Origin of the sequence: Pararhizobium polonicum (assembly GCF_001687365.1) — a bacterium.
Classification (GTDB): Bacteria; Pseudomonadota; Alphaproteobacteria; order Rhizobiales; family Rhizobiaceae; genus Pararhizobium; species Pararhizobium polonicum.
Map to the genome: position 1 here is coordinate 212,064 of NZ_LGLV01000012.1, position 13,991 is coordinate 226,054.

Annotated in this window: 17 protein-coding genes; 9 read left to right on the forward strand and 8 right to left on the reverse strand. The window is 62.0% G+C overall.

Translation table 11 applies throughout. The features are described 5' to 3' along the window. Positions 1 to 23: 23 nt before the first annotated feature. Positions 24 to 428 carry a winged helix-turn-helix transcriptional regulator gene (locus ADU59_RS19795; RefSeq protein WP_068955870.1) on the reverse strand — a complete coding sequence of 135 codons (405 nt, stop codon included), beginning with the start codon at positions 426 to 428 and terminating at the stop codon, positions 24 to 26. A gap of 157 nt (positions 429 to 585) precedes the next feature. Here ADU59_RS19795 and ADU59_RS19800 point away from each other — a divergent pair, with 157 nt between their 5' ends. Further along, entirely contained in the window at positions 586 to 1,473 is an 888-nt protein-coding gene (locus tag ADU59_RS19800; protein ID WP_068955871.1) for an SDR family oxidoreductase, read from the forward strand. Positions 1,474 to 1,542: 69 nt separating this feature from the next. Here the strand turns inward: ADU59_RS19800 and ADU59_RS19805 are convergent, their stop codons facing one another. Further along, positions 1,543 to 2,295 carry a pyridoxine 5'-phosphate synthase gene (locus tag ADU59_RS19805; RefSeq protein ID WP_068955872.1) on the reverse strand — a complete coding sequence of 251 codons (753 nt, stop codon included), beginning with the start codon at positions 2,293 to 2,295 and terminating at the stop codon, positions 1,543 to 1,545. Between the two features lie 375 nt (positions 2,296 to 2,670). Here ADU59_RS19805 and ADU59_RS19810 point away from each other — a divergent pair, with 375 nt between their 5' ends. Next, complete coding sequence (locus tag ADU59_RS19810; protein ID WP_068955873.1) at positions 2,671 to 3,789, forward strand: hypothetical protein; 1,119 nt, start codon at positions 2,671 to 2,673, stop codon at positions 3,787 to 3,789. A gap of 337 nt (positions 3,790 to 4,126) precedes the next feature. Beyond that, positions 4,127 to 4,807 carry a MerR family transcriptional regulator gene (locus ADU59_RS19815; RefSeq protein ID WP_068955874.1) on the forward strand — a complete coding sequence of 227 codons (681 nt, stop codon included), beginning with the start codon at positions 4,127 to 4,129 and terminating at the stop codon, positions 4,805 to 4,807. Between the two features lies 1 nt (position 4,808). Here the strand turns inward: ADU59_RS19815 and ADU59_RS19820 are convergent, their stop codons facing one another. Then, entirely contained in the window at positions 4,809 to 5,939 is a 1,131-nt protein-coding gene (locus ADU59_RS19820; RefSeq protein WP_068955875.1) for an ATP-dependent DNA helicase, read from the reverse strand. Positions 5,940 to 6,158: 219 nt separating this feature from the next. Between ADU59_RS19820 and ADU59_RS19825 the strand changes: the two genes are divergently transcribed. From ADU59_RS19825 to ADU59_RS19840, 4 genes are all read left to right on the forward strand, one after another. After that, positions 6,159 to 7,259 carry an AbrB family transcriptional regulator gene (locus ADU59_RS19825; protein WP_068955876.1) on the forward strand — a complete coding sequence of 367 codons (1,101 nt, stop codon included), beginning with the start codon at positions 6,159 to 6,161 and terminating at the stop codon, positions 7,257 to 7,259. Between the two features lie 104 nt (positions 7,260 to 7,363). Then, positions 7,364 to 7,738: a COG4315 family predicted lipoprotein gene (locus ADU59_RS19830; protein WP_068955877.1), complete on the forward strand. Its 375-nt coding sequence runs from the start codon at positions 7,364 to 7,366 to the stop codon at positions 7,736 to 7,738. Next, positions 7,722 to 8,276: an RNA polymerase sigma factor gene (locus tag ADU59_RS19835; RefSeq protein WP_068955878.1), complete on the forward strand. Its 555-nt coding sequence runs from the start codon at positions 7,722 to 7,724 to the stop codon at positions 8,274 to 8,276. Before ADU59_RS19830 ends, ADU59_RS19835 begins: the two co-directional genes overlap by 17 nt. Continuing rightward, positions 8,273 to 9,067 (forward strand): anti-sigma factor family protein, encoded by a 795-nt coding sequence (locus ADU59_RS19840; protein WP_068955879.1) that lies wholly within the window; start codon positions 8,273 to 8,275, stop codon positions 9,065 to 9,067. The genes ADU59_RS19835 and ADU59_RS19840 overlap by 4 nt, the downstream gene beginning before the upstream one ends. A gap of 54 nt (positions 9,068 to 9,121) precedes the next feature. Here ADU59_RS19840 and ADU59_RS19845 read toward each other — a convergent pair whose 3' ends face one another. The 5 genes from ADU59_RS19845 to ADU59_RS19865 all read right to left on the reverse strand — a co-directional run bounded on the left by ADU59_RS19845 (position 9,122) and on the right by ADU59_RS19865 (position 12,030). Beyond that, positions 9,122 to 9,580, reverse strand: a complete 459-nt coding sequence (locus ADU59_RS19845) for a hypothetical protein (RefSeq protein ID WP_139093197.1) — start codon at positions 9,578 to 9,580, stop codon at positions 9,122 to 9,124. Positions 9,581 to 9,752: 172 nt separating this feature from the next. Beyond that, on the reverse strand, positions 9,753 to 10,136 hold the full coding sequence (locus ADU59_RS19850; RefSeq protein ID WP_068955881.1) for a nitrile hydratase accessory protein: 384 nt from the start codon (positions 10,134 to 10,136) through the stop codon (positions 9,753 to 9,755). Next, on the reverse strand, positions 10,105 to 10,764 hold the full coding sequence (gene nthB / locus ADU59_RS19855) for a nitrile hydratase subunit beta (protein ID WP_068955882.1): 660 nt from the start codon (positions 10,762 to 10,764) through the stop codon (positions 10,105 to 10,107). The genes ADU59_RS19850 and nthB overlap by 32 nt, the downstream gene beginning before the upstream one ends. Then, on the reverse strand, positions 10,761 to 11,414 hold the full coding sequence (gene nthA, locus ADU59_RS19860; RefSeq protein ID WP_068955883.1) for a nitrile hydratase subunit alpha: 654 nt from the start codon (positions 11,412 to 11,414) through the stop codon (positions 10,761 to 10,763). Before nthA ends, nthB begins: the two co-directional genes overlap by 4 nt. A gap of 22 nt (positions 11,415 to 11,436) precedes the next feature. After that, positions 11,437 to 12,030, reverse strand: a complete 594-nt coding sequence (locus ADU59_RS19865; protein ID WP_068955884.1) for a LysE family translocator — start codon at positions 12,028 to 12,030, stop codon at positions 11,437 to 11,439. 123 nt (positions 12,031 to 12,153) lie between these two features. Here ADU59_RS19865 and ADU59_RS19870 point away from each other — a divergent pair, with 123 nt between their 5' ends. After that, the gene (locus tag ADU59_RS19870; protein ID WP_068955885.1) at positions 12,154 to 13,431 is read left to right on the forward strand and encodes an SDR family oxidoreductase; all 1,278 of its coding nucleotides are present in this window, start codon (positions 12,154 to 12,156) and stop codon (positions 13,429 to 13,431) included. After that, a complete protein-coding gene (locus tag ADU59_RS19875; protein ID WP_068955886.1) occupies positions 13,431 to 13,907 on the forward strand; it encodes a DUF2269 family protein in 477 nt (158 codons plus the stop codon). The genes ADU59_RS19870 and ADU59_RS19875 overlap by 1 nt, the downstream gene beginning before the upstream one ends. Positions 13,908 to 13,991 lie beyond the last annotated feature (84 nt).

The window sequence follows — 13,991 nt, forward strand, 5'->3', positions numbered from 1 at the left end:
CCCGGGCAGGCGCGGTCACATCGTCACGCCGCCGCGTCATATGTGGCACGGGCCGCGCGGATCGCCTCATGATGGACCACCGACCAGTCGACCAGCCCTTTGACCAGCACCAGGAAGGACTGGCCAAGCGGCGTCAGGCTGTATTCGACGCTCGGCGGCTGGGTCGGGAAAACCGCGCGGGCGATATAGCCGTCGCGCTGCAGATCGCGTAACGTCTGGGTCAGCATGCGCTGGGAAATATCGGGAATGAGGCGGCGCAGCGCCGAAAACCGCATGGGTCCATCGGCCAGCGCCAGGATCATCAACGTGTTCCACTTGCCGCCGATATTGTCGACGACATCGCGCACCGGGCAATCCTGCCCCTTGAACACCAAGCCCGCGATGACGATCACCTGCTCGCCCTCTGTCTTGCCTGCCATTTTGTTCATGGGCTGGTATCCTTCACGTAACCACCACAGGAAAAACTGCCTCCTTTACATCCGCCAACAGATGACGAAATAAGAGAAGGTCTCATTTAGGAACCATATCTCAAACTGGATGTTTCGGCAATCGACCGGACACCATGTGTAAAACAAAGGAACCAGCATGTCCGAACCCCTCCTGATCACCGGTGCCACCGGCAATCTTGGTCGCCTCGTGCTTGATGAACTGCTGGCGTCCGGCAAGGTCTCGCCGGCCAACATCATCGCCACCAGTCGCGACACCGCAAAGCTTGCCGATTATGCCGCCAAGGGCGTGCAGACCCGCGCTGCCAATTTCGATGATGCCGCATCGCTCGAAGCCGCATTTGTCGGCGCCGACCGCATCCTGATTATCTCCACCGATGCGCTGGACGAGCCGGGCAAGCGCCTGCGCCAGCACCTCACCGCCGTCGCCGCTGCCAAGAAGACCGGCGCCAAGCACATCCTCTACACGTCGATGCCGAACCCGGAAACCTCGGTCATCCCCTTCGCGCCCGATCATCTCGGCACAGAGAATGCCATCAAGGCAACCGGCATCGCCTACACCATCCTGCGCAACGGCTGGTACATGGAAAATCTGTTCCTCGGGCTGCCGCACGCCGTCGCCGATGGCAAGTGGTACAGCGCCTCCGGCACGGGACAGCTCGCCCATATCGCCCGGGCCGACATCGCCAAGGCAACCGCAGCGGCGCTCGCGTCCGGCTCGACCGAAAGCGTGACCTACACGCTGACCGGTGAAACAAAGCACACCGTGGACCAGATCGCAGCCATCGTATCGACCATCACCGGCAAGCCGCTTGAGGTCGTGCACGTGACCGACGAACAGCTTGCGGGCGGCCTCAAGGCAGCAGGCCTTCCGGACTTCCTCATCCCCGTCATCGTCTCCTTCGACACCAACACGCGCGAAGGTCACATCGATCTGGTCACCGGCGATGCGGCAAAGCTTTCCGGCGCAAAGCTGACGGCGCTTGAAGATTTCCTCGAAGCCAGCAAATCCGTATTGCTCGGCTAAAACAGGAATGGGCTCCGTGCAGACGGAGCCCATTTTACAAGCATTCGATTTACAAGCATTCGATCGGTCTCAGATATCCTGGCCGCAGGCGCGGCAGAAGCGGCGCACGGTTTCGGCCATGCCGTATTCCAGCGCATCCGCCGTCAGCCCATGGCCAATCGAAACCTCGGCCAGATGCGGAATCCGGGCGGCCAGCGCCGGCAGATTGGCAACCGTCAGGTCATGGCCGGCATTGACCTCAAGCCCGAGCGTCCGGGCGATATCGGCGGTCTGGCCCAAAGCCTCCAGCAGGATCTCGCCGCGTTCGGGATCGTCGTAGCAGCCGCCATAAGGCCCGGTATAAAGCTCGATCCGGTCGGCGCCGGTCTCCTTGGCGATCGTCAGGGCTTCGACGTCCGGATCGCCGTCGGCAAACAGCGACACCCGGAACCCGTTCTTCTTCAGCCGCCCGACGACATTGCCGAGCAGATTGTGGTTCAGGCGAAAGTCCCATCCGTGATCCGAGGTCGCCTGTGCCGGATCGTCGGGAACCAGCGTGACCTGCTCGGGCTGATGACGTTCGACAAGGTCCAGGAACTCGTCGTTGGGAAACCCTTCCATGTTGAATTCGGTCTGCGGATAGAGATCGTCGATCAGGGAGCGGATCGGCGCCAGATCGGAAAAACGGATATGCCGCTGGTCAGGGCGCGGATGCACGGTCAGGCCGCTGGCACCCGCCTCCAGCGCAATCTGTCCAAGTCCGGTAACGGACGGCCAGGGGAGATCGCGCCGGTTTCGCAGCATCGCGATCGCATTCAGGTTCACGGAGAGTTTCGCAGGCATTTCAGCACTTTCCAAGGGATACCGCCATCGTCACGGCGTCCTTTCTAGCGGTTCCTCCACCGGCCCGCAATAAAGCCGCGGCGGCGAAAGCGTCCCCGTGACAAGAATCCCTCAATCCGCGTTCTCCGCTCTATTTCAGACAAAACGCAAGTTTAATGAATGCAGCACCTGACAAACCGGCGAAAGTCCTATTTAATAGAGACTCAAGTACAGGCCATACGCTCCCGACCGGTGAGCGGCGGTGTGCGAGAACTCCACGGAACGATCCAAGCCGGAACCGATGAACCTTTATCTTTGCCTCGACACGACCGAATCGACCATCGCCCCCGATACCGCGGCGCCGATATCGACGGATTTTGCGGGGAGATCGTGACGATGGATCCGCATCAGAGACCCGACGACCAGACGATCCGCCAGTCTCTGGATCGCGTCCTGTCGAGCGCCCTGTTCTCGCGCTCCGAGCGCCTGCGCGCCTTTTTGAAATATGTCGTCGATCGGGAGATCGAGGGTGTCGGCCATCAGCTGAAGGGCTACACGATCGGCATCGACGTGTTCGACCGGCCGCAGGCGTTCAATGCCGATAGCGATCCACTGGTGCGCGTCCATGCCGGCAAGCTGCGCAAGCTGCTGGCGGCCTATTACACCTCCGAAGGCGTGCGGGACGAGTGGCGCATCGACATCCCCAAGGGCACCTATGTGCCCGAATACCGGCGTAACCGTCTTTCGCCGTCCGCACCACCGGTAGAAGCGGCCCGCCCCCCCGCACAGCCGCGGCGGGTTGCGAACAGGCGCTTCTCCTGGCTGCCTGCCCCCCTGTCGTCACCGCTGGCCGTGCTATCGGCCCTGCCGCTCTTGATTTTCATTCCCCTGTCGTCACCGGCCATGAGCGTCAATATCCCGGCGCAATCGCGTCTGCACGGTGCGGTGCTGGAGCGCAAGTTTGCCAACGACCTGCCGAGGATAACGGTCCGCGCGCAATGGCCGCGCAACGGAAATGCCGGGCGCTTTGCCGATGCGCTTCGCAACGCCGCCTCGCATTACCGGACGATCGCCGCCGTGCCCCCGGCCGTGCAGCGGCAACAATCGTCATCGGCCACAGCTGATCCGCTGGCGTTCACGATTTCCGTCTCGCAGCAGACAGCACCGGCAGGTCTTCAGGTTCTTGTCACCAACGACGCTTCGGCTGAAACAGTCTATGACGGCTTCATCGACGGCGCGCAGCTGGCCGACGAAGGCGACATCCTTTACGAAAGCCTCGCACTCGCGGGCAAGATCCTGTCTTCGGACGGCTATATCTTCCGCTACGCCGGCACCGCCGAGATCGACAGCCCGCTGATGAAATGCATGGTGCTGACCGATAACTACCGGCTGCTACAGACGCGGGAAACCTTTCAGGATGCCAAATCCTGCCAGGAGAGGCTGTCGGCCGATCACCGGCGCAAGCTGAAATTCGTCATCAGCGCCGCCGCCCTGCCCTCGACGCTCATCCGGTAGCCGGCTCACGGCTTTGACCGGCAGAACGCGAACTGTGGGAAATCGCCGCGGACTGGTTGTTTTGCCGCTCGTAACGCGCAAATCCGCTCAAAACCCCTAGATTTCCCCCTAATGTTACTAGCTGTTCATCGTCACGCCCCGCGTGTATTCTGAGGATGCAAGTGGGAGAAAAGCCTGGTCGCTCATCAGGCAGGCACAAGGGTTGCGAGTATCCGTCCCGTTTGGATGGCGTGCATGACATTGAAGAGCTGCCCCAGGGAGACAAGCGCCGGATACGTCACCGGCTGATGCCGTCTCCAGGATATTGTTCTCGCCGGCCTGCGAGGGGTATTCAAAGATGCCAGAACACTCGAACACACGCCTTTCCGCACCGGGCAGCCAAACGCCGCCCGGCTTTCTGCCGCATCTTCCCCTGCCGGGAACCATTCCGGACCATCATGTCGCCATAGCCGATATGGCGGATGCCTTTGGCGTCACCCACCGGACCCTGCATTTCTACGAGGAAAAGGGCCTGCTTTCGGCTGAAAGAATGGGGCCGATGCGGGTCTACGGACTGGAGAATATCCGCCGGATGTCCGTCATCAATGCCTGCCGCGAGATCGACATGCCGATCGCCGCCATTCAGGATCTGATGGCTGCGCTGAGCGCCTCGGCCAGCCAGGAACAGGCGGCACGGATCTTCGAGGATGCGCTGCAAGGCCGCAAGCGCGAACTGGCAGCCCAGCAATCGATCCTGCGCCGCCAGATGCAGCGGATCAGCGAACTGCTGGAATCGGCGGCCGACGGCGGCAATCCGCAGCGCGCCGCCCTGCCGCCCATTCACCTGTCGCCGATCGAGGCGAAGTGCCTCGCCTTCATGGCCGAAGGCTACCCGGCAAACCGCATCGCCACGATGATGGATATGGACCTGACCGCGGTGCTGACGCTCGAATCCGACATCATCCGCAAGTTCAACGGCCATAACCGCTTCCAGGCGGTTGCCAAGGCAGTTCTGATGGGCTTCGTTTCGGCGGAGTGAATTATCGAACGATGGTCAGCGTTTCTGCCGCGCGGGTAATCGCGGTATAGAGCCAGCGTTCGCGGGTATCGCGAAACGCCCAGCTCTCGTCGAACAGCACCACATCGTTCCACTGCGAGCCCTGTGCCTTGTGCACCGTCAGCGCGTAGCCATAGTCGAATTCGTCGTAGCGCTTGCGCGTCGACCACGGGATTTCCCCCTCGACATCCTCGAAGGCGGTTTTCAGCAGCTTGATCTTGGAGGCACCCCGGTCCATGTCGTCGTCTTCCGGGCGGATCATCAGATTGATGCCGGGTTTCACCGTTTCCTTCGACGACGTCATCACCTGCCAGAGCGAACCGTTGAGCAGCCCCTTGGCCGGATCATTGCGCAGGCAGACGAGCTTGTCGCCCGATTGCGGATATTCGGTGGTAAACCCCTTGAGTTCGCGCAGGCGCATATTGTAACGCCGCCGCGTCTTGTTGGTGCCGACCAGCACCTGATCGGCATCGAGCACAAGGCTCTGCGTCACCTCGTTCTTCGAGATCACCCGCGCCGTCGAGCCATAGTCGCCGTGCATGATCTCCTTGCCTTCACGCACATGCATGGCCAGCTGGATGATCGGATTGTCACGCGCCTGCCGGTGAATATCCGTCAGCAGGTAGTCCGGCTCCTCATTGGTGAAGTAACCGCCGCCCGAAACAGGCGGAAGCTGGCCGGGATCACCCAACACCAGGATCGGCGTGCCGAAGCTCATCAAGTCCCTGCCAAGCGCTTCATCGACCATCGAGCATTCGTCGATGATGATCAGCGCCGCCTTGGCAACAGGGCTCTGGCGATTGATCGAAAACATCGGCGCGATCGAGGTCTTGCCGGTTTCCTCGTCGGACACCTCCTCCTCGCCGCGCGGCCGGTAGATCAGCGAATGGATGGTGCGGGCATTGGTCGCCCCCTTGGAGCGCAGCACCTGCGCCGCCTTGCCGGTAAAGGCGGCAAACAGCACTTCGCCATCGACATTCTCGGCGAAGTGGCGGGCGAGCGTCGTCTTTCCGGTTCCGGCATAGCCGAACAGGCGGAACAGCGGCGAACGCCCTTCCTTCAACCAGCGCGAAACGGCCTTCAGGGCCTCATCCTGTTGTGGTGCGAATTCCATGTTTGTTCTATTGCCCGATTCGCGCGGGCCTGTCGCGTCTCGCGGCGGGTTTCCCGGCATCGGCTGCGCGCTTGCCAGCCTGCAAATTTTACGCGAACGGCCTGCCGGCCGCAAGAAACTGCCACACAGCACGCGTATCGCAGGGGGCAGCAACCATGATAACTGTTCCCATGCGCGCTCGCGCAGGCGCTGCCCCTCCTGACATCCGAGAGTATCACCGTGACGCCCGATCCTTCTGCAGACCCGCCCGCACCCGCAGCCTCGGGTGTCGGCCGCTGGCATGCCGCATGGCAATGGGGCCTCCTCCTCGTCCTCTCCGTTATCCTTGCCGGCGTTCTCGAACTGACCGGTATTCCGGCTGCCCTTCTGATGGGACCGATGGCAGCAGGCGCTGTGGTCGGCATCAACGGCGGCACTATTCGCCTGCCCCGTCCGGCACTTCTCTGCGGCCAGGCGCTGATCGGCACGATGATTGCCGAGACCATCAGCCCCGGCATCCTGGTGACGTTTTTCGGCAACTGGCCGCTGTTTCTGTCCATGGTCCTGTCGGTCATCGCCATGAGCACGCTCAGCGGCTATGTCATGAGCCGCCTCAACATCATGCCCGGCACCACAGCCATCTGGGGATCGTCGGCGGGGGCGGCCACTTCCATGCTGGTCATGGCTGATGCTTATGGCGCCGACGTTCGCCTGGTCGCCTTCATGCAATATCTGCGCGTCGTCTTCGTCGCAGCCGCCGCCTCGCTCGTCGCCCGCTACTGGGCGGGCATCGATGGACCGGGACCGGAGATCGTCTGGTTCGGGCCGGTCCACCTCGTTCCCTTCCTCGAAACGCTCGGCATTGCCATCGCCGGCGGCTGTCTCGGCCGATGGCTGCGCATCCCGGCCGGTGTGTTTCTCCTGCCCTTTCTGCTCGGCTCGCTGTTGAGCGTCACCGGAGTTCTGGTGATCGAGATTCCCGAATGGCTGCTGGCGATCAGCTATGCCATGCTCGGCTGGAACATCGGCCTCGGCTTCACCCGCCCGATCCTCGCGCATGCCCGCCGGGCGCTGATCCCGACCGTCGTCTCGATCCTCGTGCTGATGGGCTTTTCCGGCCTGCTCGCCTATATCCTCGTCAGGACGGTCGGCATCGATCCGCTGACGGCCTATCTCGCCACCAGCCCCGGCGGCATGGATTCGATCGCCATCATCGCCGCCTCCAGCAATGTCGACGTGCCCTTCGTCATGGCGCTGCAGACGGCGCGGCTGTTGTTGGTCATGGCCGTCGGCCCGTCGCTCGCCCGCTTCGTCGCATCCCGGGCGACACCCCGCCGATAAGTTTCTTCGGACTCCTGGGAATAAGATAGCGCTCTGAAGTGTCTTATGTTCGAGCCGGCTGAAAAGGCGGTTCGTCTGCAACGATTTCAGAGAGGACACATCCAATGAGATTTCTGCCGCTCGTGACAGCCTTTTCCATCGTGGCCGCGGCCTCCGCTTTTGCGGCTTCCCCGGTCCAGACAGTCGAAGCCGGCAAGGGCAAGGTGATTGCCGCCGAAAACGGCATGACGCTCTATACCTTCAAGAAGGATAAAATGGGCCTGTCCACCTGCTATGATGATTGCGCCAAGAAATGGCCGCCCTATCTCGGCACGGCATCCGCCAAGGCCGAAGGCGACTATACGCTGGTCGATCGCAAGGATGGCAAGAAGCAATGGGCTCTGAAGGGCATGCCGCTCTACTTCTGGGTCAAGGATACCAAAAAGGGCGATGCCACCGGTGATGGAGTCGGAAAGGTCTGGGATGCCGCACGCCCCTGATCAGGATTCCCGTGTGAAGGGGGCAAAGCCCCCTTCCGCGGATACGTTCGAAAATCAGATCCTGTCGCTGGTGCCGTCGCTGCGGCGCTATTCGCGCAGCCTTGCCAAATCCGACAGCGACGGCGAAGACCTGTTGCAGGATTGCGTCGAGAAGGTGCTTGTCCGCCGCAACCAGTGGCGCGGCATCAATCTGCGCGCCTGGGCCTTCACCATCATGACCAATCTCTACCGTGACCGCTACCGCCGCTTCAGCCAGCATCCCTCCGTCGAACTGGACGATACGCTGGGCCTGACGGCGGAGGACGTATCGGGTGACCCGCTGGAAAAAACAAGGCTGCAGCAGGCGCTGAATGCGCTGAGCCCCGACCATCGCGCGGTGCTGATGCTCATCGTCGTCGAAGGGTACGGCTATCAGGATGTCGCCGACATGCTGGCCATCCCGATCGGCACCGTCATGTCCCGCCTGTCGCGCGCCCGCCGGCAGATGGCAGCACAGCTTGCGCAGAACAACATCGTTACGCTCCGGAGACCGAAATGACAGACGATCCCAATACGGTCACCGAAGCCGATCTGCACGCTTTCGTCGATGGTTTTCTCGACGGCAAGCGCAGGCAGGAGGTCGAGCTCTGGCTGAAGGACCATCCCGAAGACGCCGCCGAGGTCCGGCAATGGCAGACGCAGGCGGCCGAACTGAAAGCCGCATTCTCGAACTATGCCCGGCCAAATGCTGATGACGGTGCGCTGCTGCGCACCGCGCATCCCAAAGGGACGCCCTCGCCGCTCTGGCGCAGGACCGCCCTCATCGCCGCCTCGCTCACGCTTTTCCTGTCGGGTGCGGTAGCCGGCATCTACGGCGAACGGCTGCTGAGCCAGCCCGTTCCCGGCGAAAACATCGCCGCGTTCGAAAGCCTGCCGGGTCAATCCAAGACGGCATTCCTCGTCTATGCCAGCGAAAAGCGTCATCCGGTCGAGGTCGGCGCCGATCAGCAGGACCATCTGGTCACATGGCTCGGCAAGCGCCTCGATTACAAGCTCGCCGCGCCTGATCTGAAAACCCTGGGATATTCCCTCGTCGGCGGCAGGCTTCTGCCCGTCAACGGCAAGGCCGGCGCGATGCTGATGTATCAGGATGCGGCCGGACAACGGCTGACCGTCCTTCTCGGCAAAAACCCGGACAGCGGTGAAACCAGCTTCCGCTTCGAATCCGCCGGAAACCTGGAAACCTTCTACTGGATCGACGGGGCGATCGGATATGCGGTCACCGGCGAAGTCAGCCGCGCAAAACTGCAGGAGATCGCCGAGGAGTGTTACCGGCAGTTCGAGAGCTGACCTAGATTCTTTTCAGGCGACAAGGCCGCAATTGCAAAGGATCTTTTGGCGCGTTTACTTCCCGACGTCCTGAATGGTCTCGATCTTCACATCGAAGTTCTTGCATTCGTTGTCGTGGCAGACGCCGTTGATCCACACCTGTCCATCGCCAAACATGACACCCTTGTAGTTGACAAACAGGTCCCCGTACTTCTGTTCGGTAATCGCCTTGGCGATACGGGGGGTGATGATGCCGTCATAATGTTTCGCAAAGACCTTGGCGGACTTGATGTTGGTTTCCTTGCCGTTGACCGCGACCCCGATCGGATAGTCCACGAGTGCCGCAACACCGCTGGCATCATGCGCCGCGACAGCCTTTTGCAGGGCGACGATCACAGCCCGGTATTTCGTGTGATCCCCCAGCAATTGATCGATACTCTGGTTGACGCCGCTTTCATCGGCCAAGACCGGCGTTGTGCCTGCAAGGACGAAAGGCATTGCGAAAAGGAACTGCTGAATTCGTTTCATGCTCATCATCTGCCCCTGTTGCTGTTGTGATTTCAAAGGGTCTGCGAAGGGCCAGAATGCACGCTAAAGCGGCAACCGGCCATTTCACAACTGACCACGACCGGCACCAGCCGTCAAGGTGACGAAGAGCCGGAAATCCCATACAAATCGTTGGGTCGATAGGATATTAAACGCAAAATCAGCGTTCCGGGTCATTTTCCAGAAGGATGGGCTTGCCGTGTGGCGTCGCTTCCGCGGCCCGCTGCCAGCTGTGCGTCAGCCGGTCGAGGTTATCCTGCGAGGTAATCGACAGCTCGGTGACGAGGCGCGACAGGGCCGCCACCCAGCAGTCGAAATAGTCGCTGGCATCAGCCCGGCGGCCGGGCTTGTAGAGTTCCAGCGACAGCGCCTCGGCCCATTCGCTCCAGGAAAACACGCCCTTCTCATGCAGGCGCACCGTCATGGCAAAGGCTTCCGCCTGCCATGGCTCAGCAAAGACCGGATCGCCCTCGTTCGATTTCGGCAGGCCCGGAGATCCGGTGAGCGACGGTTCATGTGCGTTCAAGATAGCTCTCCCAGGCATCGATCGAAACGGTGAGCGTGGGATCGGCGCCCTCGCCCCAGATTTCGCCCGCGTCGAAAACAACGGTGTAGACCCATTGCGGGTTCTCGCCCTTCCCATGCGCGTTGTCGTCGGGAAAGACGAACGCGCCCTGCACCGCTTCGACAATTCCCGTCTTGGCGCGGGCATAGCGCGGCAGCCGCGTATGCGTCTCCGGATTGAAATTTTTCGTGCGCACCCGCTCGCCAACGGCAAAGAGCGGCCGGGCGGATACCGGGCGATCACACGGTCCGCCCTTGGCCAGCACGGCCGGCACCATGTCCGCCGTCAGGATGCGCGCCGGCTCGCGGCCCTTTTCCAGCATCTGACCGGCGGCCAGTTCGGCGGCGGAAACGAAACCATGCCGCTTCAGCAGGGCCTCCAGCGCGCGGGTCCAGATTTCGTAATAGCTGGCCGAGAGATAGGTTGCCGGGGGCAAGCTTTCGCGGGCGTGCCGGCTCTCGTCGATCGTCCAGGCGGCAAAGGCACCGCAGGAGAGCGTCAGGCCGAGTGCCCGCTTTTCCCATTCCGCATGGAAATACGGCTCGTCCTTTTCCGGCGCAACCGGCCCCATGCCATGCTGGCCACCGAGGTCCTGCGCGCCGTTCATCGCCCATCTCCAGCCGGGTTCACCAGCCCCGTGCCGATCATCGAATCGCGCGTCACAAGGTCGGCCAGCGCCTCCTGATCAAGGCGTTCCGTTCCGGCCGGACGTTCGGGAATGACGATGTAGCGCAGTTCCGCCGTCGAATCCCAGACACGGATCTTCTGGCCGTCGGGCAGTGCGACCCCGAACTCCTCCAGCACGCCGCGCGGATCGATCACCGCGCGTGAACGGTACGGCGGCGCCTTGTACCAGACCGGCGGCAGGCCGAGCACGGCCCAGGGGTAACAGGAGCACAGCGTGCAGACGACGAGATTGTGGGTCTCCGGCGTGTTGAACACGGCGCGCATATGCTCGCCCTGCCGTCCGGTATAACCGAGGCTGGCGATCGCCGCCGTCGCGTCACGGCGCAGCCAGTCGGCAAAATCCGGTTCGCTCCAGGCCTTGGCGACCACGCGGGCGCCGTTGCGCGGGCCGATCCTGGTCTCATAGGTTTCGACGATCGCATCGATCGCCGCCGGATCGATCAAACCCTTCTGCGTCAGGATCGTTTCCAGCGCCTTGACCCGCGCCTCCATGTCGGAGAAATGGTTGTCGTGATGATGATGCCGATCATCGTGATGCTGATCGTGATCGTCGCGGGTGTGAGACGTCATCGCTTTGATCTCCGGATTCCGGTCATTTCAGCATCGGCCAAAGGCTGAGCACGAGCAAGACCGCCATGGTGATGTTGAACAATTTCAGCCGTATCGGATCGGACAGCCATTGCCGGAGCGCCGAGCCGAACCCTGCCCAGGTCGAAACGCTGGGAACATTGACGGCCGCAAAGATGGCGCCGACAAGGAGGACGCTGGCCAGATAGCGCTGCTCGCTCGTATAGGTCGCCATCGCCGTCACCGCCATGACCCAGGCCTTGGGGTTGATCCATTGGAAGGCGGCGGCCTGCAGGAAGGTCATCGGCACGGCACCGGCCTTGCCTTCCGACAGCGTCCGCGACGAGCCGATCTTCCAGGCGATCCAGACCAGATAGGCGCCGCCGGCGAATTTCAGCCCGGTGTAAAGCATCGGTACCGAATGCAAGAGTGCGCCAAGCCCGAGGCCGACGGCGATCAGCAGCGTCAGGAACCCGGCGCCGATACCGAACATATGCGGAATGGTCCGGGTAAAGCCGAAATTTACCCCCGACGCAAACAGCATCATGTTGTTCGGCCCCGGCGTGATCGACGTCGTGAACGCAAAAAGAAATAACGCCAGAAGCGTGTCGGCCTGCATGGAATCCTCCCGAAATTTAGGTCAGCATAATTGACCTATTAGCAAAGACCACCCGAAACTTGTCAGGGTGACAAGAAGCATCGGACCTTTCATCGGGACCATCATTTTTTGTAGTCTCCCGTCATGAACATCCTGATTCTCGGCGCAACCGGCTACATCGGCTCCATGATTGCATCCCGTCTTGCGGCGGATGGTCATTCCATTACCGGCATTGGCCGAAACCCCGCCCGCGCAGCGTTGAAGCAGCCGGACATCCGCTGGCTTCAGGTCGACCTCGCAACGATGACGACCCCCGCAGACTGGACCGGCATTCTTGAAACCCACGACGCCGTCATCAACAGCGCCGGCGCCCTTCAGGACGGCCTGGCAGACGACGTCGCGGCAACCCAGACGAAAGCCATGCAGGCCCTGTATGCCGCAGCCGGACAATCGCCTGTCCGGCTCATCGTCCAGATTTCAGCGAGAACGCAAGGCCCCGCGGCCGGCCTGCCCTTCCTCGCCACCAAACGCCAGGCGGATGAGGCGCTGGTCTCAAGCGGCATTCCCTATGTCATTTTACGCCCGGCGCTCGTTCTTGGCCGCAATGCGCATGGCGGCTCGGCGCTTCTCAGGGCTCTTTCGGCGTTCCCCCTGGTCCTGCCGCTCACCTATGCGAAAAACCATGTCGCGACCATATCGGTCGAGGATGTCGCAACCGCCGTCTCCCGGGCGATCTCCGGCGAGTTGGCCCCCGGAACGGATGTCGCGATGGCGGCGGATGAAACGCTGACACTGGCCGAACTGGTTGTCCTTCACCGCCAATGGCTGGGCCTGCCGCCCGCCCGCATTGTCGCGATCCCCGCGCTCCTCAGCAAGCCGGTGACGTGGCTGGCGGATACCGCCGGGCGCCTCGGATGGCGTTCGCCGCTTCGCTCGACCGCCATGAAGGTCATGTCCGAGGGCGTGCGAACCGATGGCAAAGCAAGCGCTGGGCTGGCCACGGCAGCCGCCACGTTATCGGCCAATCCATCCGGCGTGCAGGATCTCTGGTTTGCCCGCCTTTACCTTTTAAAGCCGCTTGTCATCGTCAGCCTGTCGCTCTTCTGGTTGCTGTCCGGCCTCGTTCCGCTCATCGACCCTGAACGGGCAAGCGCACATTTCCTGCCCTTTATGGGGACCGCTGCAGCGCTGGTCCTGACCATCGCCACCTGCCTGATCGACATCGCGCTCGGCCTTGCGGTTCTTGTCCGCCCATGGGCTCGAAAGGCCCTGTTCGGCATGCTTCTCGTAACCACCGCCTATCTCGGCGGCGGCAGCCTGCTCGAGCCCGCGCTCTGGCTCGATCCTCTCGGCCCCTTCGTCAAGGTCCTGCCGTCGATCCTGCTGACACTGGTTGCCCTTGCCACGCTGGATGAACGCTGATGATCGAGCAATGGTTGCTTCTTGCCCATGTCGTCGGCGCCACCGTGCTTTTCGGCACGGGCGCCGGGATCGCCTTTTTCATGGTCATGGCGCACAGGACGCGCGATCCGGCGCTGATCGCGCATACGGCGGGCGTCGTCGTCGTCGCCGATACCGTCTTTACAGCCACCGCAGCCATTCTTCAGCCGGTGACCGGCTACATTCTCGCCAGAATGATCGGATGGCCGCTTGAGGAGGGATGGATCGTTCTTTCCCTCATCCTCTATGTCGTCACAGGCATTTTCTGGCTGCCGGTGGTCTGGATTCAGATCAGGCTGCGCGATCTGGCCCGCGCCGCCGCCATGGCCGGCACCCCGTTGCCTCCAGCCTATTTCACCCTGTATCGCATCTGGTTTGCCTGTGGCTTCCCGGCCTTTTTCGCCGTCATCGGCATTCTCTGGCTGATGCTGACCAAGCCATCCCTTGCGCTCTTCTGATATCGCCCGACGCTGCGGCTTCACGGCCACGTGTCTTTCATCTCCGGTCAGATGTCCTATCTATTGGATGGCTGCGGGCTCGAC